This window comes from Ruegeria sp. AM4 (genome assembly GCF_056540665.1).
The window spans coordinates 193,329-213,204 of record NZ_JBQFXD010000001.1 but is presented as its reverse complement, the minus strand read 5'-3'; the positions used below and the strand labels follow the sequence as shown (position 1 = coordinate 213,204).

General features: G+C 59.4%; 17 protein-coding genes. 6 read left to right on the top strand and 11 right to left on the bottom strand.

What is annotated here, in order from left to right; translation table 11 throughout:
• The first annotated feature begins 24 nt into the window (after positions 1–24).
• The 3 genes from ACR0JA_RS01055 to ACR0JA_RS01045 all read left to right on the top strand — a co-directional run bounded on the left by ACR0JA_RS01055 (position 25) and on the right by ACR0JA_RS01045 (position 2,907).
• Complete coding sequence (locus ACR0JA_RS01055) at positions 25–1,281, top strand: glycosyltransferase family 87 protein (protein WP_480568726.1); 1,257 nt, start codon at positions 25–27, stop codon at positions 1,279–1,281.
• Positions 1,282–1,289: 8 nt separating this feature from the next.
• On the top strand, positions 1,290–1,850 hold the full coding sequence (gene ilvN / locus ACR0JA_RS01050) for an acetolactate synthase small subunit (RefSeq protein ID WP_480568723.1): 561 nt from the start codon (positions 1,290–1,292) through the stop codon (positions 1,848–1,850).
• Positions 1,851–2,160: 310 nt separating this feature from the next.
• Positions 2,161–2,907 (top strand): helix-turn-helix domain-containing protein, encoded by a 747-nt coding sequence (locus tag ACR0JA_RS01045; protein ID WP_480568719.1) that lies wholly within the window; start codon positions 2,161–2,163, stop codon positions 2,905–2,907.
• Between the two features lie 25 nt (positions 2,908–2,932).
• Here ACR0JA_RS01045 and ACR0JA_RS01040 read toward each other — a convergent pair whose 3' ends face one another.
• The 4 genes from ACR0JA_RS01040 to prfB form a co-directional block, all read right to left on the bottom strand.
• Positions 2,933–3,721, bottom strand: a complete 789-nt coding sequence (locus ACR0JA_RS01040; protein WP_480568716.1) for a DUF2189 domain-containing protein — start codon at positions 3,719–3,721, stop codon at positions 2,933–2,935.
• Between the two features lie 28 nt (positions 3,722–3,749).
• The gene (locus ACR0JA_RS01035) at positions 3,750–5,147 is read right to left on the bottom strand and encodes an amidase (RefSeq protein WP_480568713.1); all 1,398 of its coding nucleotides are present in this window, start codon (positions 5,145–5,147) and stop codon (positions 3,750–3,752) included.
• A gap of 105 nt (positions 5,148–5,252) precedes the next feature.
• A complete protein-coding gene (locus ACR0JA_RS01030) occupies positions 5,253–5,939 on the bottom strand; it encodes a M50 family metallopeptidase (RefSeq protein WP_480568710.1) in 687 nt (228 codons plus the stop codon).
• A 7-nt stretch (positions 5,940–5,946) separates the two neighbouring features.
• Complete coding sequence (gene prfB, locus ACR0JA_RS01025; RefSeq protein ID WP_480568707.1) at positions 5,947–7,074, bottom strand: peptide chain release factor 2; 1,128 nt, start codon at positions 7,072–7,074, stop codon at positions 5,947–5,949.
• A 77-nt stretch (positions 7,075–7,151) separates the two neighbouring features.
• On the opposite strand from prfB, the gene ACR0JA_RS01020 reads away from it, so the two are divergent.
• Complete coding sequence (locus tag ACR0JA_RS01020) at positions 7,152–7,985, top strand: aminoglycoside phosphotransferase family protein (protein ID WP_480568704.1); 834 nt, start codon at positions 7,152–7,154, stop codon at positions 7,983–7,985.
• Here the strand turns inward: ACR0JA_RS01020 and ACR0JA_RS01015 are convergent.
• The 3 genes from ACR0JA_RS01015 to ACR0JA_RS01005 form a co-directional block, all read right to left on the bottom strand.
• On the bottom strand, positions 7,979–10,468 hold the full coding sequence (locus ACR0JA_RS01015; protein ID WP_480568701.1) for a penicillin-binding protein 1A: 2,490 nt from the start codon (positions 10,466–10,468) through the stop codon (positions 7,979–7,981). The two genes, ACR0JA_RS01020 and ACR0JA_RS01015, sit on opposite strands and share 7 nt — an antisense overlap.
• 95 nt (positions 10,469–10,563) lie before the next feature.
• Positions 10,564–11,784, bottom strand: coding sequence for an N-acetylmuramoyl-L-alanine amidase (locus tag ACR0JA_RS01010; protein ID WP_480568698.1), 1,221 nt, complete (start codon positions 11,782–11,784; stop codon positions 10,564–10,566).
• A gap of 67 nt (positions 11,785–11,851) precedes the next feature.
• Positions 11,852–13,015 carry a pyridoxal phosphate-dependent aminotransferase gene (locus tag ACR0JA_RS01005; RefSeq protein ID WP_480568695.1) on the bottom strand — a complete coding sequence of 388 codons (1,164 nt, stop codon included), beginning with the start codon at positions 13,013–13,015 and terminating at the stop codon, positions 11,852–11,854.
• Between ACR0JA_RS01005 and ACR0JA_RS01000 the strand changes: the two genes are divergently transcribed.
• Both ACR0JA_RS01000 and ACR0JA_RS00995 read left to right on the top strand, forming a co-directional pair.
• On the top strand, positions 13,014–14,396 hold the full coding sequence (locus tag ACR0JA_RS01000) for a M48 family metalloprotease (protein ID WP_480568693.1): 1,383 nt from the start codon (positions 13,014–13,016) through the stop codon (positions 14,394–14,396). The two genes, ACR0JA_RS01005 and ACR0JA_RS01000, sit on opposite strands and share 2 nt — an antisense overlap.
• On the top strand, positions 14,393–15,151 hold the full coding sequence (locus ACR0JA_RS00995; protein ID WP_480568690.1) for a DsbA family protein: 759 nt from the start codon (positions 14,393–14,395) through the stop codon (positions 15,149–15,151). Before ACR0JA_RS01000 ends, ACR0JA_RS00995 begins: the two co-directional genes overlap by 4 nt.
• 46 nt (positions 15,152–15,197) lie before the next feature.
• On the opposite strand, the gene ACR0JA_RS00990 is transcribed toward ACR0JA_RS00995, so the two are convergent.
• The 4 genes from ACR0JA_RS00990 to hemA all read right to left on the bottom strand — a co-directional run bounded on the left by ACR0JA_RS00990 (position 15,198) and on the right by hemA (position 19,629).
• A complete protein-coding gene (locus ACR0JA_RS00990) occupies positions 15,198–15,521 on the bottom strand; it encodes a hypothetical protein (RefSeq protein ID WP_480568687.1) in 324 nt (107 codons plus the stop codon).
• A gap of 348 nt (positions 15,522–15,869) precedes the next feature.
• Positions 15,870–16,991, bottom strand: a complete 1,122-nt coding sequence (gene ispG / locus ACR0JA_RS00985) for a flavodoxin-dependent (E)-4-hydroxy-3-methylbut-2-enyl-diphosphate synthase (RefSeq protein ID WP_480568684.1) — start codon at positions 16,989–16,991, stop codon at positions 15,870–15,872.
• 70 nt (positions 16,992–17,061) lie between these two features.
• Positions 17,062–18,276 (bottom strand): helix-turn-helix domain-containing protein, encoded by a 1,215-nt coding sequence (locus ACR0JA_RS00980; protein WP_480568681.1) that lies wholly within the window; start codon positions 18,274–18,276, stop codon positions 17,062–17,064.
• A gap of 129 nt (positions 18,277–18,405) precedes the next feature.
• Positions 18,406–19,629: a 5-aminolevulinate synthase gene (gene hemA, locus ACR0JA_RS00975; protein ID WP_480568678.1), complete on the bottom strand. Its 1,224-nt coding sequence runs from the start codon at positions 19,627–19,629 to the stop codon at positions 18,406–18,408.
• Positions 19,630–19,876 lie beyond the last annotated feature (247 nt).

Genomic DNA, 19,876 nt, shown 5'->3' with positions numbered 1-19,876 from the left:
AGGCAATAAACAACAAACAGCTCAATGAAACAGATGGACCTAAATCGCGATCAGGAAACCCAGCGCGCCGAAGCGCGGTTGGCGATTTTCAAAGGGCGCAGGGGCTGGCAGGCCGGAACCCTGATGCCCGCGCTTTTGTTGGCGTTTTGCGCGATCTGGATTTCGTTGAGCTGGATTGAACTGCTCGAGGACGGCAAAGCGTCGCTGAATGTGGATTTCCGAGTGTTCTGGGCGGCTGCAACTCTGGCCGCCTCCGGCGCTCCGTTGGATGCGCTGAACATCGATCAGTTGTCTACCGTTCATGGCGTTTTCGACGATGAGTGGATGCCCTGGGCTTATCCGGCTGGATTTCTTGTCGCCTTGATGCCACTGGGCCTTTTGTCGTTCTCAGCCGCGTGGCTGGTCTTTACCCTAGCCTCAATCGGTGCCTCGCTGGTTGCGTTCCGTCCGTTCTCGGGTGGCATCACGCCCGTGTGGCTGGGATTTGCACTGGCCCCGGCGATGATGCCCAACCTGACCATGGGGCAAACCAGCGTTCTGTGGACCGCAGGCATTGTTGGTGCATTGGCGCTGATGCGCGCCGAACGTCCTATTCTGGCGGGCATTGTCATCGGATTGCTGACGCTCAAACCGCAACTTGGGCTGCTTATCCCTATCGCGCTGATCGCCGCAGCGGCCTGGACGACCTTTGTATCGGCAGCGGTCACGACGATTGTGATCACCGTGGTTTCGACGCTCATCGTTGGCGTTGAATATTGGCCAGAAATGGTCGCAATGATGCAATATCATTTCGACAACGTCCGCGGAGCCAGCAACGAAAACTCGCTTATGATCAGTGCGTTCTCGGCGTTTTCCGGTCTTGGAATTTCGGATCAGGTGGCGCTGATGCTGCAGTGGGTCATGACCGGGCTGGCAGCCGTTATCGTCTTCGTTGCCTGGCGCAGCCCGAAGATCGGGTTCGACCTGAAGGCCGCAACGCTATTGCTGGGCATTGTTACCTCGACGCCCTATCTGTGGTTCTACGAATCCGCCCTGCTTGCACCTGCAGCACTGTTTCTGCTGCGCGCTGGTGTTCTGGGTGGCAACACAGCCGGGCTTATACTCGCCGGTCTGATGTGGTTGGGTATCACACCTGCCTTTTTGATCATGTTCTTTACCGACCTGCCGAACATGGGCATGCGGTTCGCATTTGCTCCGGTCGCGCTGGCCGCTGTTATCGTATGCGTGTCCGCCATTGTTCGTCGGCTTCGCTCTCCCCTTCCTGCTCCTTACGCTTCATAGGAAACACCATGACCCCGCTAAACATCGTCAAAGGCTCTACCCGCCACTCGGCCTATAACCTGCGGCCCACCTTCTCGGACGAGCAGGAGCGCCATACGATTGCGCTGCTGGTCGAAAACGAACCCGGCGTGCTGGCCCGTGTGATCGGACTGTTCTCGGGGCGTGGATATAACATCGAAAGCCTGACAGTGGCCGAGGTCGACCATACCGGCCATCTCAGCCGCATCACCATCGTCACTACAGGCACCCCGCAAGTGATTGAGCAGATCAAGGCGCAACTGGGCCGGATTGTGCCTGTGCATGACGTGCATGACCTGACGGTCGAGGGTCCTTCGGTCGAGCGGGAACTGGCGATCATCAAGGTTGTTGGCGAAGGTGAAAAGCGGGTCGAGGCGCTGCGTCTGGCGGATATTTTCCGCGCCAACGTGGTGGACAGCACGCTGAACTCATTCATTTTCGAGATCACAGGCGTGCCCGACAAGATCGATGCCTTCGCAGACCTGATGCGCCCGCTGGGCCTGGTCGAGGTCGCCCGGACCGGAGTCGCGGCCCTGCTGCGCGGCGACTGAGCACCAATTCCCAGCCCGACGGGCTGACCCACCTGCGGTCAGCCTTGCAGCCCGCGCGTTCCGATCCGCCATCGGAACCAATAGAACCTAGTAGCGTGTATTGTTCTTAATCGGGAAATACCGAGCAAAAGAGCATGCAAAATGCGAAAAAGCCTGTTGCGTTTGCCACATCCCCCGCTAGCTTAAGGGCCGCAACGTGACGGTGTTCGCCGTCCGATGGGGTCTTTTTGGTGATTTTGGCTGCAGATCGGTCTCGCGGACCGACGGGGTCGTGTTTTTTGCTGAAATACCGGCAGATACTGGGATGGACATGACCAATCGCTCTCGCAGCCCTGAAGAACTGCGCACCATGTTCGGAGCAAACCTGCGGCTTCTGGCCCAGAACTACCCTTCGGTTTCAGAGCTGTGCCGGCAGCTTGGCATCAACCGGACCCAGTTCAACCGCTATCTTTCGGGCGAGAGCTTTCCGCGGCCTGATGTTTTGGATCGGATTTGCGGGTTCTTCAATGTGGACGCCCGTATTCTACTAAAACCATTGGGCGAATTTGAAACCCAGCCGCGCCATCCTTCGGTTGAATTTCTGGATCAGTTTCTTACGGCGCACCGGCAACCTAATCTACCTGTCGGATTCTTCCATTCGGCAGAAACCGATCCCGATGATGTCGACTACGTTCAAAACCGGCTGTTCTACGTCCGCAAGACCGGACAGACGACGTTGTTGCGCGGATATGAACCACGCGCGCTGATGCCCGAAAAGCCACCCGCCGCACGCGAGGTTCAAGGGATTGTATGCCGCTCGGGGTCGCGGGTATTCGTGCTGATGTCGCGCCGCGGTGGCAGAGATCACCGGGTGATGTCTGTATCTGAAAGCCTCAGCGATGGCGCGCCAATCTGGACCGGGCACGTAACCTATCTGGCAGGCGCGTCCGGCAAACAACCGGTCACGCGGGCGACTGCGCTGGTCCATTTGGGCGACAGCCTTCCAGTCGCGCTCAACCTAGGCCGCGCGGCACCCGAAGCACCCTCGAGAACAGACCTCACCACCGCACTTTCGTAAGCGCTCTCATATTGTAGCCACCGGATCAGCCGTCTTGCGTGACCGAGCGGCCGTCGTCCGATATCAACCGATACAGGTGCCAACTGGCATGTCCCAGCACCGGCAGCACAACCAACAGTCCCAGAAACCAGGGTACCATCGCAACAAAGGTCACGATTGCGATGAATGCGCCCCACATTACCATCACCCGAAAATTTGTGCTGACATAGGAATAGCTTGAGATCATGGCGGTGACGAAATCCAACTCGCGGTCCAGCAGCATCGGAATTGACAGCACTGTGATCATATACAGCACCAGCGCAAATACCGCCCCGACAGCTGATCCGAAAGCGAGCATGGTTAAACCGTTCGCGGTCAGCAATACCTCGAACGAGGACGAGACATTGGTCATCGTCGAAAGCCCCAGAAACAGGGCGAAAATCATGTGTCCAAGAAAGAACCAGAACAGAAACATCACCACGATGATGGCACAAATGGATGGCAACTGACGGCGGCCTTGCTGAACAACGACGCCAAACACGCCTGCGAAATCCAAGGGCTCGCTTTGTTCTAAACGGCGTGAAACCTCGTATAGACCAACGGCGGCAAAGGGGCCGATCAGCGGGAAGCCAATGGCGGCCAGCACCAGCCAGAATGACGTGCCGGTTTTCAGCGTCACCCAGGCCATCAACCAACCGGCAAGAACGTAGAACCCGGCAAACAGCAGCCCAAACACCGGTGCACGACGGAAATCCTGCCACGCCATCGCAAGGGCCTGCCGCAACATTGCCGTATCGACAGGCTTTAGCGGTGGCACGCCAAACGGTCTTTCCATTCCCAGTTTCTCCTCCTGCCTGCCGGTGTCACATGGCTGGCTTGTTCTGCGGCCACTGCGTCGCGGCGTGATAGGTCGCCCCGATCGACAAAAGGCGAGCATCCGATCCGCGCGGGCCAAACATCTGTACCCCCATGGGCAGACCCTGCGCACCAAACCCTGCAGGAGCGGACAGGCAGGGCAAACCCAGCAGGCTGACCGGTGTGACGACCTGCATCCAGCGATGGTAGGTGTCCATCGCCGTTCCTTCGATCTCGGTCGGATAGGACAACTCGACGGGAAACGGCCAAATCTGGGCGGCCGGCAGGATCAGCACATCGAAATCCTCAAAGACCTCGACGGCCTGCCTGAACCACTCCGAACGGATCACGCTAGCATGATGGACCTCCATCGCGCTGAGGGCTAGCCCCCGCGACAACTCCCATTGCGCGCTGTCCTTCAGCTGTGCCCGGCGGTCGGTGAGCGGCAGCAACCCAGCAGCGACACTCCAGGATCGCAGTGTGATCCAGCTGTCCCAGATTCGATCCGCATCAAAGGGTGGTGCAACCTCGTGTATCTCGGCGCCAAGATCCGCTAAGACGCTCAGCGTGTTCTGGCAGGTCTCCAGCACCCCCTCTTCGCAGGGAAAGGCACCACCCCAATCGCCCAGCCAGCCAATCCGAAGCCCAGCGAGTTCTACCTTTTCCAGTGGCGTAACCGGTGCAACGGGGCGGCTGTGCGGTTGCTTCGGGTCCGGCCCGGACAGCACATCCAGCAACAAGGCCAAATCCTCGGGGCTGCGCGCCATTGGACCTGCGGTGGAAAGCTGGTGCAGAAAACCATCGCCGATCGGCTCGGACGGGATGCGCCCCCAACTGGGTCGGAACCCATAGACATTGTTCCATGCCGCCGGGTTTCGCAAACTGCCCATCATGTCCGATCCGTCCGCCAGAGCGACCATGCCTGTTGCAAGAGCCACCGCCGCACCGCCCGATGACCCTCCACAGGACAGCGTTGGGTCGTAAGGGTTCAGCGTCGCCCCATAGACCGGGTTGAACGTGTGTGATCCCAATCCGAACTCGGGCGCGTTGGTCTTGCCGATCAGGATCGCCCCCGCGGCCCGCAACCTGGCGGCAAGCAGGTCGTCTTTCGCGGGCACATGATCGCGAAACATCGTCGAACCATGGGTCGAAACGATACCGGCCACTTCGACCAAATCTTTTACGGCTATGGGCATTCCGTGCAGCGGTCCGCTGGCTGTGCCCCCATCCTTGGCACGAGCCTCAGCCAGTAATGCGTCGGCGTCGCGCAGTGCAACGATCGCATTCACCGTGCCATTCACAGCTTTGACGCGGTCAAGCGTTGCCTTCATCAATTCCTCCGACGACAGACGTCCAGAGGACAGTTCGGCCTGCAAGTCAACGGCAGATGATCGGGTGATATCCATCAGGGTCTCGGGGCTTTCGCAGCTATTCGGGCCTAGCCTAGCGAGGGTCCACCCTCATTTAAACCCACAGTTTGAATACATCTTTTCTGGCAAGAGCGACGTGACTTAACGAATTTTCAGGTCAAACCTCAAATTGCTGTCTCGACCAAGACAGTGTCTGAGGCACCAGAAAATCGCCAACAGACTCAGCAGCAACCACAATCCACCCCATATCATCGTGGTACCTCCGAATTCTTCGGCCAGCATGTAGGCATCCGAGCGAATGCCCGAGCGCCTGATGGTGTCGTCAAAGATGTCGTAGGGGACGTAGATCATACTGGTCAGGCCGATAATCCGCAGCACAAGATCACAGATCGGCCGACCAAGGAACCACGCCATGGCGATCATCGCGACACCAACACCTGCGCAGAACGCAATTGCAAACGGCTCGCGGACGTAAAGAACGGCGACCAGCAGCATGACACCGCCAAACCCGCCGAGCACCGCCTTGTCCCAATTGGTACGCAGGGCGATGAGCAACAAACCCATGCCCAGCAGCAACGACCCCAGATAGCCAGCGGACAGGCTGAGAAAACGGTTGCCTCCGCGCCCCACAACCAGCCCACCCTGTTGCGGGGATACCGAGAAGCTTTCAACCGAGCCCCCGGTCACGATGATCATGATGGCGTGTGACAGCTCGTGCAGAAAAACAACCAGTATCTTCAACGGCAGCACGAAGGGTGTGCCCCAGAAGACAAAGACCAGCGCGACTATCGCGATCAGCTGCCAGTGGCCCTTGATCAGGTTGACCACTGCCCGATCAGCCCTCGCCCTGCGCCTCGGACCGGCTTTTGCCCGATACGTTCATCGCCAGCGTCGCGGCCATGAACCCGTCCAGATCACCGTCCAGCACGCCCTTGGTGTCCGAGGTTTCGTGGTTGGTGCGCAGATCCTTGACCATTTGATAGGGCTGCAACACGTAAGAGCGGATCTGGTTGCCCCAGCCCGCATCGCCCTTGGCCTCGTGCGCGGCATTGATGTCGGCGTTGCGGCGGTCGAGTTCCTGCTGATACAGGCGCGATTTCAGCGCCTTCATCGCAATATCGCGGTTCTGGTGTTGCGACTTTTCGGAACTTGTCACCACGATTCCGGTCGGGATGTGCGTGATCCGCACTGCCGAGTCCGTGGTGTTCACGTGCTGACCGCCCGCACCCGAGGACCGATAGGTATCGATGCGAATATCCGAAGGGTTCACCTCGATCTCGATATTGTCGTCCACAACCGGGTAAACCCATACCGAGCTGAACGACGTGTGCCGTTTCGCCGCCGAGTCGAAGGGCGAAATGCGCACCAGTCGATGCACGCCGCTTTCGGACTTCAACCAGCCATAAGCGTTGTGGCCGGAAATCTTGTAAGCGGCGGATTTGATCCCCGCCTCTTCACCCGAAGTCTCGGATTGCAGCTCGACCGTATAGCCTTTTTTCTCAGCCCAGCGCACATACATCCGCGCCAGCATCGAGGCCCAATCGCAGCTTTCGGTGCCGCCCGCGCCCGAGTTGATCTCGAGGAACGTGTCATTGCCATCGGCCTCGCCGTCCAGCAGCGCTTCAAGCTCTTTTTTCGCGGCCTTTTTCTGCAATTGGCTGATCGCGGTTTCCGCGTCGGCGACGACCTCTTCGTCCTCTTCCATCTCGCCCAGTTCGATAAGCTCGATATTGTCGTTCAGGTCGGTCTTGATCGATTCATAAGTTTCGATGGCATCGACCAGCATCTGACGCTCGCGCATCAGTTTCTGGGCGTTCTCGGGGCTGTCCCAAAGGTTGGGATCTTCGACCCGCGCGTTGAATTCCTCAAGACGATGCGGGGCGGTTTCATAGTCCATACGCTGCGCCAGCAGCTCCAGCGACTTTTCGATCTCCGCCACGGTGTTCTGGGTTTCGGCGCGCATGGTCTTGTCCCAACTTGCTCAATCAGGCTTGCGTGATAGCAAGAGCTTGAAGGCACCACAAGGCAGGCGGGACGCGAATGAGGGATGCGCCGGATAAGTTTCTGAATGCATGGCAGTTGCGGCTGCTACATCCGGTGGCGGACACTGGCCAGGCGCGCGTTTGGAAGGTTGAAACGGCTGAAGGCCGAGCAGCCGCCCTTAAGGTGTATCAGCGCAAGGACCGTGGCAACGAAGAATCCGGTCCGCGGCTGATGAAGCGCTGGCAGGATCGTGGGGCTGTCGGCATTCTGGAAGAAGCGCCAAACGCGGTGCTTTCGGTATGGCTCGACGGGCCATCGCTCGGGGACATCGCGCGCGCGGGTCAACCGGTGGAAGCCGTGCAAACGTTGGCAGAGGTCGCGAACCATCTTCACCGGGCGCCGCTTGTTGAAACAGCTGGGCTGAAACCGCTTGAACATGTGTTCGCACCCATCTTTGAGTGCCGGTTTTCTGATACCTGCGCGGCGGTGATGAAGCGCGATATGAAGCGCACAATTGCCATCGGTCGTGATCTCTTGGTCAGCCAGGACCAGATCGTCGCCTTGCACGGTGATCTACACCCTGACAACGTGATCATGACGCCGAATGGAGCGCGGGTTTTTGACGCAAAAGGGTATTGCGGAGACCCGGCCTTTGAGCTGGCAAATGCGTTGCGCCATCCTAAAGGTATGCCGACGTTGGTGCGGGACCACCGTCAGATTGAGCATTGCCTGCGCCTCTTTGCACAGGCGATGGGTGTCTCGCGCAACCGGCTTGCCCGGTGGGCGGCAGCCAAATGCGCATTGTCGATTTTCTGGCGCTCAGGTGGTGTGGTTGAACAGGACAGCGAAGCGGATTTGCTTGCCTTGTTGTTGCGCGCGGTGGATCAGTAAAGCCCGCCGCCCTGCAACTCACCCTGACTCGCGTTTGGCCCGACGAGGATCTGATCCCCGGTCGAGGTTGTGACCTGCCGTCCTCCTCCGCGCACCTCTTCAAACAGAGGCAGATCGGATCCCATTGCAAATCCACCATCGAACACGCGGTCGATAAAGCCGTCGACACCATCACGGAAATATTCGGCAACCACGTATTCGCCACTGGCATTGTCCGGCAGACGCGCGCCGCTGAACCGATCGATTTTGATGAAATGACCACCCGGAGGAACGTCGAACGGTCCGCCGCCATACTTCTCGACCGCCTTCTCCATAAAGCTCTGGAACACCGGGCCGCACATGGTGCCGCCATAAGCGCCCCGCCCCATCGCGCGCGGACGGTCGTAACCGATATAGCAGCCGGCCACGATGTTGGACGTAAAGCCGATGAACCATGCGTCTTTGGAGTCATTGGTGGTGCCGGTCTTGCCCGCAGTCGGCACGGGCAGGTTGACATAGCGCGACGCGGTTCCGCGATCGACCACTCCCTTCATCATCGAGGTCAGCTGATAGGCCGTGATCGCATCCATGACCTGACTGCGATCCGTGATGATCGTGGGCGATTCATCCGGTTCGAGCCAGCTTGAATTACAATCCGTGCATTGCCGGTCGTCATGGCGATAGATGGTCTTGCCAAACCGGTCCTGAATTCGGTCGACCAGCGTGGGCTCGACCCGCTCGCCGCCATTGGCGAACATCGCATAGGCGGCAACCATCTTGTACAGCGTGGTTTCCTCGGACCCCAGCGAGTTGGCGAGGAACGCGCCCATCCGGTCATAAACCCCGAACCGCTCGGCATAACCGGCAACCACAGGCATGGTGATTTCCTGCGCCAGACGGATCGTCATCAGGTTCCGCGACTGTTCAATTCCCGTGCGCAGCGGCGTTGGTCCGTAGAATTTGTTCGACGAGTTCTTGGGACGCCACAGACCCTGCGGTGTGTTCACCTCAATTGGCGCGTCAACGACAATGGTCGCGGGGCTATAGCCACTATCCAGCGCGGCGGCGTAGACGAAGGGCTTAAAGCTGGATCCCGGCTGGCGCTGCGCTTGCGTTGCGCGGTTGAAGACGGTGTCCTGATACGAGAACCCGCCCTGCATCGCCAGAACACGGCCCGAGTTCACATCCATCGCGACAAAGCCGCCCTGCACTTCGGGCACCTGACGGGCGGACCATTGCCCCTCTTCCCCTGCCATCACCAGAATGACGTCGCCGCGTTTGAAATTGGCGGCAAAATCGCCCTGCATCCATTTGATATCCGAGCGCGGGATGACGCCATCTGCGGGGCCATCTTCGATGCCAACCGTCAGGGACTGCTCGGCCACGTTCAATACAACGGCCGGGTACCATTGGGTCGGCAGCACGACGTCGCGCGGGATTTCGATGATCGACAACGCCTCGCGCCACTGGGTTTCGTCTGCCAACTTTTCTTCGGCGATCACCTCGCCAGTACCCCGCCACTTGCCACGGGACAGGTCGTATTTCTGCAATGCCTCACGCAAGGCCCGCGCGGCTTCGACCTGCATTTCTTCGTCCACGGACGCGCGCACGGTGAAACCGCCGGTAAAGAACTCACCCTCGCCGAAATCCTCGCTCAGCTGGCGGCGGATTTCGTCGGTAAAATAATCACGCGGCGGCAAGGCGGTGCGGAAGCTTTCAAAATCGCCGTTCTGAACCGAGCGCAGAGGCATCTCGACCTCGGCATCATACGTCGCCTGGTCGATATACCCGTTCTGCCGCATCTCACGCAGCACATAGTTACGACGGTTCAACAGGCGTTCTTTCTGGCGGACTGGGTGATAATCCGACGGCGCTTTGGGCATCGCGGCCAGCATTGCGGCCTCATGCGGTTCGAGCTCTTGCAGCGTCTTGTTGAAATAGGTCTGCGCAGCAGCGGTCACACCATAGGAGTTCTGACCCAGAAAGATCTCGTTCATGTAAAGTTCGAGGATCTGTTCCTTGTCCAGCGTATCTTCAAGCCTTGTGGCGAGGATGATCTCTTTGATCTTGCGCTCGGCCCGGCGGTCGCCGGACAGCAGAAAGTTCTTCATCACCTGCTGGGTTATGGTCGAGGCCCCCCGGACGGTTTCACCCTTGGTGCGCACCGCCTCGACCCCCGCAGCGATGATACCGCGCGGATCGTATCCCTGATGGGTGTAGAAATTCTTGTCTTCGGCCGAGATAAATGCCTGTTTCACCAGATCGGGAATTTCCTCGGATGGTGTGAACAGGCGGCGTTCCTGCGCGAATTCATCGATCAGTTGGCCTTCGCCCGAATAGATACGGCTGATCGTCGGCGGTTTGTACTGCGCCAGCGATTCATGGCTGGGCAGGTCGCGGCCATACATCCAGAACACCGCGCCGATCACCAGCGCAGCCATAAAGATACCCAGGGTCACGAGGCTGAAAATCGCCCCGAAAATCGAAAGAATGAAACGGATCACGTTACTGCCTTTTGCTCGCGGTGCCGCCTATATAGTGTCGCCCCCGCGCGGGGTCAAAACACGATGGCCAATAATAGCCGGTTTACGCCGTAGGGTCACTGACCAATCAGGGATCGCTTGACCAGATCATCCTGCCGCCAACGCTCTAACCCGTTAACGATCCCTTGCGCCATTCCAGCCCGCCATTCCGGATTCTGTAGGTTTTTCAGATCGCGCGGGCTGGACATGAACCCAAGCTCGATCAGAACCGAGGGGATGTCGGCGGCCTTGAGCACTGAGAACGACGCGCTTCGCAGCGGTTTGCTGTTCATCGGCCCGCCCTGCTGACCCATCCCATCTGCCAACGCCCGCGCCAGGGCATCGGTACGCGGGCGCGTTTCGCGGCGCGCCATGTCCAGCAGAATGTCCGCCACCTGATCATCCGAGCCGCTCAGATCGACACCCGCGATCAGATCGCCACGGTCGTGGCGTTCGGCCAGTTTCTGGCTGGCAACGTCCGATGCTTCGTCAGACAGCGTATAGACAACCGCCCCATGCGCGCGCCCTTCAGACAGCGAATCCGCATGCAGCGAAATGAAGACATCTGCTCCGGCCCGATGCGCCAATGCAATGCGCCGCTCCAGCGAGACGAAATGATCGTCAACGCGGGTCATCACCACTTCGAAACCGCCCGACCGCAGCAGCACCTCGCGCAACTCGCGCGCGAAGGTCAGCATCAGCGTCTTTTCGTTGGTTCCCGCCGCTTCGGCCCCGGGGTCAATACCACCGTGGCCGGGATCAAGCATAACGCGCACTGCCCGGGCTGCGTTCTGTCTGGGTTTGGCTGGTTCGATTGACGGCGCGGGAAGATCCCAACCCGGCTGACGCGGTGCGCCTGCGCTGGCGGCGAAGGTGCTGAAATCCGTGCCTTTGAGGTTCAGCGTCAGTTGCGCGCTACCGCTGTCTGGCTCGACGCGCAGATCAGCTGTGTCAACGGCAAGCGGCGCGCCCAGTTCAAGAACCATCCGCGACCAGCCGGGCACATAGGCACCGTATTGCACATCGCTGATGCGGCGGCTTTGCAGGAACCCTTCCCGATCCAGTCCGGCCCAGTCAACCTCTTGAAAATCCAGCACCATTCGGTAGGGGTCTTGCAGGGTGAAAATGCGGTACGGAACCCCTTGGCTGAGTGCAAGGTCAACCCGTACGCCCGCGCGCCCCTGATCGGTGATGCGGGACTGTTCAGGCAATATGCGTGCCAGCGCGCTGAAGTTTTGCGCGAACGCAGCACTGCCCAGCGCCCAGATCAGCGCGAATGCGAAGATAATCCTGCTCATGGCCTCAAGTTTTTTACCGAGATTGTTGCGCAAGACCCTAGCGCACCCGCCGGATTTTGTGAACGCCTTAAGCCACGGTTGTGACCGCACCCCGCGCGGCCATGAAGTCCCGCAACCGGTTGAGCCCCTCTTGGATGTCAGCCGTTGAGCGCGCGTAGGAGAACCGCAGCGTTGTGTGACCGCGTTCGGGGTCAAAATCCAGCCCCGGGGTGACCGCAACACCGGCCTTGTCCAGAATCTCGGCAGCAAAGGCGCGGCTGTCATCGGTCAAATCCGACACGTCGGCATAAACGTAAAAGGCACCATCTGGTGGTGCGATGTTCGTAAAACCTGCTTGCGGAAGCCCTTGCAGCATCAGTGTCCGGTTCGCCCGGTAGACGTCCAGATTGGCCTGCAACTCGTCCTCACATTCCATCGCCGCCAGCGCTGCGACCTGACTGGCGTGAGGGGCGCAAATGAACATGTTCTGCGCGATACGTTCAACGACGCGCACTTGTTCCTTGGGTACGACCATCCAGCCAACGCGCCAGCCGGTCATCGAGAAATACTTGGAAAACGAATTGATCACATAGCACTCATCTGTCAGTTCCAGCGCTGTAACGGCTTTGGCCTCGTATTCCAGCCCGTGATAAATCTCGTCGCTGATGAACGATGCGCCCTGCCCCCGCGCCGCCTCAATCAAAGCGCTCATGGCAGAGTGATCCAGCATTGTCCCGGTCGGATTCGCCGGAGATGCCACCATCAGGCCCTGCAAATCCATCCCGGCGATATCCTGTGCCACTGGCTGCAACCGGTTCTCTGGCGCGGTGGGAAGGTTCACCGGCACCAGCCCCAGCGCCTTTAGAATCTGGCGGTAAGATGGATACCCGGGCGCGCCGATGCCAACACGGTCACCGCTGTCAAAAAGCGCCGTGAAGGCCAACAGGAAACCGCCCGACGAACCGGGTGTGATCACCACACGCTCGGGGTTCAGGTCGACGTCGTACCAGTCGCCGTAAAGCTGCGCGATCCGTCGGCGCAGCGCAGGCAGACCAAGCGCGACGGTATAGCCCAAGGGTCCCTGCTCCACCGCCTTGGCCAGTGCCTCGGTCGCGGCTTTCGGGGCGCCTGTTCCGGGCTGGCCGACCTCCATGTGGATGATGTGGCGTCCGGCCTCTTCTGCTTTGCGCGCGGCTTCCATCACGTCCATCACGATAAAGGGATCGACCCCGGACCGGGTTGAGTTTCTCATGGCCTTCTCCCATGTTGCAGCCATGGCTTTTGAACGCGTATCCAGGCTGGCGTCAATCCCGGCCCTGTTGTTGGTGGCAATGACATGGATCGCAGGCGCATTGCAGGCCAATGCAAAAGGTTTGATCCGCGACCCCGATATCGAACGCGGCCTGCGCGAGCTGGCCTTTCCGGTGCTGCGCGCCGCCGGGTTGAACACAAACCGGGTGCGAATATTCGTCGTCAACGACGCCACCTTCAACGCCTTTGTCATCGACTATAACGCAATCTACCTGAATTATGGCCTGATCCTGTCGGTTGACAGCCCCGAGATGTTGCAGGCGGTGATCGCGCACGAGGCTGCCCACATCGCCAATGGCCACCTGGCGCGCCGGGTTGAAAATCTGCGCGCCGCCCAGCGCAACGCGCAATTTGGCACCGCACTGGCGCTGATCGTCGGTCTGGCGGGGGGTGGAGAGGCCGCGGCAGGGATCGCCGCCGGAACATCCTCATCCGCTCTGCGCAGTTTCCTGGGCCATACCCGTGCGGAAGAAGCGGCAGCCGACCGCAGCGCCGCCAGCTATCTGCGATGGGCCGACATCTCACCCAGTGGTATGGTCACGCTGCATCGCAAGTTTGCCGGGCAGGAGTTGCTGAGCGAGGTTAATCAGGACCCCTATATGCGCTCGCATCCGACAAGCCGCGAACGTCTGCGCGCTGCTGAGGCCTTTCTGGATGAATTCGGCGATCAGGCGAAGCGAAACCCAAATGCCGATTACTGGTTTGCCCGTGTCAAAGGCAAACTGTCCGCCTTTCTGCGCGCGCCCGGCTGGACCTTGCGCCGGGCCGCCGAAGAAGACCATCGCGATATCCGCCTGATGCGCGAGGCATCGGCGCATCACCAAAACCGCAGTCTTGGGCAAGCCCGTGCCGCCATCAACGCCGCGCTTGAGATGCGCCCGGACGACCCGTACTATTACGAGTTAAAAGGCCAAATATTACTGGAAAACAGACAGGTATCAGAATCTGTTAAAGCGTATCGATCGGCGAACGAGATGGCACCGAACGACTCGCTGATCCTGGCCGGGTATGGGCGCGCACTGCTGGCGGATGGGCAAACGAAAAAGGCGCTGGAAATCCTTGAGAAAGCCCGCGCCAGAGATTACCGAAACCTCAGACTGATGCGCGATCTGGGTGTTGCTTATGCTCAGGTCGGAAATAACGGCATGGCCTCGGCCGTGACCGCAGAACGATATGCTTTGCAGGGCCGGTTGGCCGATGCGGGCATCCATGCAAAACGCGCAATCGGGCAGTTGCCCGAGGGGTCTCCGGGTTGGCAAAGGGCGCAGGATGTGCTGATTGCTGCGGAGCGCGCAGAGAAAAAGAAAAGGAGACGGAAATGATCCTCAGACATGCTGCACCCGCCCTTCTGGGGCTTTCCCTGATCACCGGCCCGGCGCAGGCACTGGACCTGAACGCACTTAGCGACGCGGAAAAGGCCGAGTTCGGCGCGCAGGTTCGCGAATACCTGCTGGAAAACCCCGAGGTGATCATCGAGGCGATCAACATTCTGGAAGAGCGCAACGCAGCAGCCGAGGCCGAGGCCGACAAGCAGTTGGTGGCCGACAATCTGGAAGAGCTGATCAATGATGGCTACAGCTGGGTCGGCGGTAATCCAGATGGCGACATCACTCTGGTCGAGTTCATGGACTACCGTTGCGGCTATTGTCGCCGCGCCGTGCCCGAAGTGGCTAGCCTGTTAGAGTCCGACGGCAACATCCGGCTGGTGATCAAGGAACTGCCGATACTGGGCGACGCTTCGGTCCAATCCTCACGCTTTGCGGTGGCCACCAAGCAGGTCGCGGGCGACGACGCCTATAAACAGGTCCACGACGCGCTGCTGGAATTCAGCGGCGAGCCAAACGAGGTCACCCTGCGCCGCATCTCGGACGGTTTGGGGCTGGACAGCGATGCCATCATCGCCGCGATGGAGACCGATGAGGTCACCGAAGAGATCAACAGAACCCGCGCATTGGCACGCGCGCTGAACATCTCGGGCACGCCATCTTTTGTCTTGGGCACCGAAATGCTGCGCGGCTTCCTGCCTGCCGACCAGATGCAGCAGATTGCAAACGGCGTCCGCGCAGAACAGGGTTGAGCGACCGGTTTGAAGAACAAAGGGCGGCCTTGCCGCCCTATACTGTCTAGCCGTATGGATAGGGCGCATCACATTTCATCGACACCACCCAGGTCGGGGTACCGTTTGTACGAAAATCGGTGGCAGAGACTGCTTCGCCTTTGACACCAGCAGGGATGACGTCACGGCCCTGCCGCTGACTTTCTGACAGAATGGCCTGCAAATCTTGGGGACGGGAGTATTTACGGATCCCGGTATTCTTTGTAATTGGTCCTGACGGGCAATAGGTCGCGCGCGCGATCTGTTGGGCAAACGCAAAAGCTGCGCTTGAATCCCGACCGTCGCGCAGCGACAGCGCAACCCGAGATGTCAGCTGCGGATCAACGGTCATAACCGGCGTAAGTTTTCCCCGAGGTTTTCCCTTACCACCCGGGCTGATCCTCACATCTGCGCGCTTGGTAGTACCGTTTTCATTCAAACCCGAAACATTAACGGATAGGTAGCCAAGCTGCGTCCCCTGAGTTGGCGGAACCGGGACATTTATGAAGCTCGGCCGATCATCGTAGTTGCTAGAAGGGTTGCCGCATGCGGCCAAAGTCGAGGCCAGAACGCCCGCACAAATTGCTTTGAATTGCAATGTTTACTGCTCCAGAATCGCATTCCATTGCCGCCACTAATAGCGGCAAATCGGGCTACATCATGGCGCTTTGCAAAGGCATATGATTATCTGCTCGAAAACCTACACTGCTGCCTCGGCGGCCGCATCCAGCTCGGCCGCCTTTTTCTCGACCTCTTCCACGATATGGTCGATCATCTGGTCGTTGGACATTTTATGGCTGGCCTTGCCTGCCAGATAGACCATGCCCGACCCGGCCCCGCCGCCGGTAAAACCGACATCGGTCATCAACGCCTCGCCGGGACCGTTCACGACGCAACCGATGATTGAAAGGCTCATCGGAGTTTTGATGTGCTCAAGCCGATGCTCCAGCGCCTCGACCGTCTTGATGACGTCAAACCCCTGTCGGGCGCAGGACGGGCAAGAGATGATGTTCACACCACGGTGGCGCAGGCCCAGTGATTTGAGGATTTCAAAGCCCACTTTGACCTCTTCCACCGGATCGGCGGACAAGCTCACACGGATCGTATCGCCGATGCCCATCCACAGCAAATTGCCAAGCCCGATGGCAGATTTGATGGTGCCCGAAACCAAGCCTCCGGCCTCGGTGATGCCCAGATGGATCGGAGCGTCCGTCGCCTCGGCAATGCCCTGATAAGCGGCGGCGGACAGGAAGACGTCGCTGGCCTTCACACTGATCTTGAATTCGTGGAAATCGTTGTCTTGCAGGATACGGATATGTTCCAGCCCGCTTTCGACCATCGCCTCGGGGCATGGTTCGCCATATTTCTCAAGCAGGTGCTTTTCCAGAGAGCCCGCGTTCACCCCGATACGGATCGAGCAATTGTGGTCGCGCGCAGCCTTGATGACCTCTTTCACCCGCTTTTCATCGCCGATATTGCCGGGATTGATCCTCAGACAAGCAGCCCCGGCTTCGGCGGCTTCAATCCCGCGTTTGTAGTGAAAATGGATGTCCGCAACGATCGGCACCGGGCTTTCGCGCACAATCTCTTTCAGCGCTTTCGACGATGCCTCATCCGGGACCGAGACCCGCACGATGTCGGCCCCTGCCTCGGCGGCTGCCTGAACCTGCGCCACGGTTGCGGCCACATCGGTCGTCAATGTGTTGGTCATGGTCTGCACGGCAATCGGTGCATCGCCACCCACCGGCACGTTCCCCACCATGATCTGACGGGACTTGCGGCGATAAATGTCGCGCCACGGGCGCACGTGATTGAGGGACATGAGGGCGGGTCCGGGATAGCCTGCTTTGCGCTTTAGATAGTCCGACGACCAGCGCTTCGCAATGGTCAGATCACTCGGCAGGCTCTTCTGCTGCCTGTGTCCGAAGCTCGGCCACTAGCTGTTTGAGCGCGCTGTTCTGTTCGGCCTCAAGGTCAGCGACCTCATACCGTTCGGCAACCGCATCCTTGGACAGCACGACGCCCTTGGCAACTGTTCCAGGCGCTCCGGCCGGGCCAAAATGCTGTCCGTTCATCGAGAAGAACACCGAGCCTGAGGCACCCGCACGCAGTTGCGGCGGCTCTTCCGTCAGAGGTACTTCGAACACGTTGCCCTGTTCGACCGTCCCCAGAGTGCCTTCGAATATGACGCTGCCATCTGCCGATGTCACCCGCATCCAGGCGGGATCCACAGCCACGATCTTCAGTGTCGTATCAACCTGTTCCACCACCTGCGGCAAGGCGGGGCGTTCCACCGTATGCACCTCGGCCACTTCGATCTGCGGCGGTTCCGGGGCGCGGAACGTACCAACCGAACGCGGATCAAGGGTCGAGATCGGCGCATCCCGCGCGACCAGAACCGGCACATCCAGCGCTTGCGGACGATAGAGGCGATCCAACGCTTCGGCGTTTGGTGCGTCGACGCTGGCAATTTCGGTCGTATCCGCCTGCGAGCGCGCAGCTTCGAGCGGGTCGAGATCGGTCAGCACGACCGGGGCTTGTTCGACCGGACTGACCTGAACTTGCTGGATGCGGTTCAGAACCGACCAGCCGCCATAGCCAATACCGCCGATCACCGCCAGCAGCACAAGCGACGACCCGATGGCGCGCGGCTCGATCTGGCTGACGAAGGATTGCTTGCCCGGGATATACGGCGTGTTCGGTGAAATGAACGGATCGCGGCCCATCGGACCGCGCGCGGGCAGATCGCCCGGCGACTTGCGCACCACGGATGCCTGAGCCGACATACCATGAGCAACCTCGAAGCCGCTTTCCTGGCAGAAGGTCGTAAACGTCTCGTCCGGGTTCATGCCCAGATAGCGCGCATAGGAACGCACATACCCGGCGATGAAGCCGGGCGTGTCAAAAGCATCTGGGTCCGCATTTTCGATGGCAGCGATATAGTTGGCCTTGATGCGCAATTCGCGCTGTACGTCCAATAGCGATTTGCCCATTGTGGCGCGTTCGCCGCGCATGACATCGCCAAGCCGTACTTCGTAATCGTCAAACCCCTTTGGTCTGACGTCAGTGTCCTCTTCGGAATCGCGCTGTGATCTGCGCCCAATCATTCCTGCTGCCCCATTCTGCCTTTTGCGTGTTACACGCCAGCGGCGAATCATCCCCACAACGATTCGTCCACTTCTTTTGTTAGCGTAAGCTTAACACGCGTCAAACGTAATGCACACTTTGGCGTTAGGTTATCCGGCAAGTTCGGCGCGATTTAGCGCACAATGTGACCAAAGTTCGTCCATTGCGTGGATCAGGCGGTTCATCTCGCCCGGCCCATGTACCGGCGACGGGGTAAAGCGCAGGCGTTCCGTACCACGCGGCACGGTCGGGAAGTTGATCGGTTGCACATAGATTCCATAGTCATCCAGCAACCGGTCGCTGAGGATTTTGGTGTGTACCGGATTGCCGACGATCACGGGCACGATATGGCTGCCGTGATCGATCAGCGGCAGGCCCATCCCTTTCAACCGCAGCTTGAGTACCTTGGCTTGCGCCTGATGCTGCTCGCGCAGTTCAGACGCGCCTTTAAGATACGCAACCGACGCCGCCGCACCAGCCGCAACCGCAGGGGGCAGAGAGGTCGTAAAGATGAAGCCCGGCGCATAGGACCGCACCGCGTCACACATTTTCTCGCTGGCCGCGATATAGCCACCCATGACACCAAACGCCTTGGCCAGGGTGCCATTGATGATGTCGATGCGATGCGCCAGACGATCCCGCTCGGTCACGCCGCCGCCACGTGGGCCATACATGCCCACGGCATGGACTTCGTCGATATAGGTCAGCGCGCCGAATTCATCGGCCAGATCGCAGATCTCTTCAATCGGACCGAAATCGCCGTCCATCGAATAGACTGATTCAAAGGCGATCAGCTTTGGGGCTTTGGGGTCGTCAGCCTCAAGCAGCTCGCGCAGATGCGCGACGTCATTGTGGCGGAAGATGCGCTTGGCCCCGCCATTGCGGCGCACGCCCTCGATCATCGAGGCATGGTTCAGCGCATCGGAATAGATGATCAGGCCAGGGAACAGTTTCGGCAGCGTCGAAAGCGTCGCATCGTTGGCGATATAGGCGCTGGTGAACAGCAGAGCAGCTTCCTTGCCGTGCAGATCAGCCAGCTCAGCCTCGAGCCGCTTGTGGTAAACCGTGGTGCCCGAGATGTTGCGCGTACCGCCGGAACCGGCGCCGGCGGCATCAACCGCCTCATGCATCGCGTTCAGAACGACCGGGTGCTGGCCCATGCCCAGATAGTCATTGCCACACCAGACAGTGATATTCTGCTGCGACCCGTCTGGGCAGGTGCGCACCGCATGCGGGAAATGACCGTTGCGGCGTTCGATATCAATGAAGGTCCGGTACCGTCCTTCGTCGTGCAGCCTGGCAATCGCAGTATCGAGCTGAGCAGTATAGTCCACCGAATTCTCCTTTTGCGCCCGGCTTTGCGTTTCCGCCACCGGACCCGTTCTTCCCCGGATGACATCCCCCGAGGTTTTGCGTCCCTTTGATACCATGACTAATGGCGATTTCAGAGTCGCAGCATTGATTTGCATCAATTATCCCCGATCCGTCCTCCCGACAAGTAAAGTTACGCCCCTAAGACGCGAGGAAACGACGCAGGCAGATGCAATCGCAAAGCCAGTTTCCGTGAGTATACCCGATTTT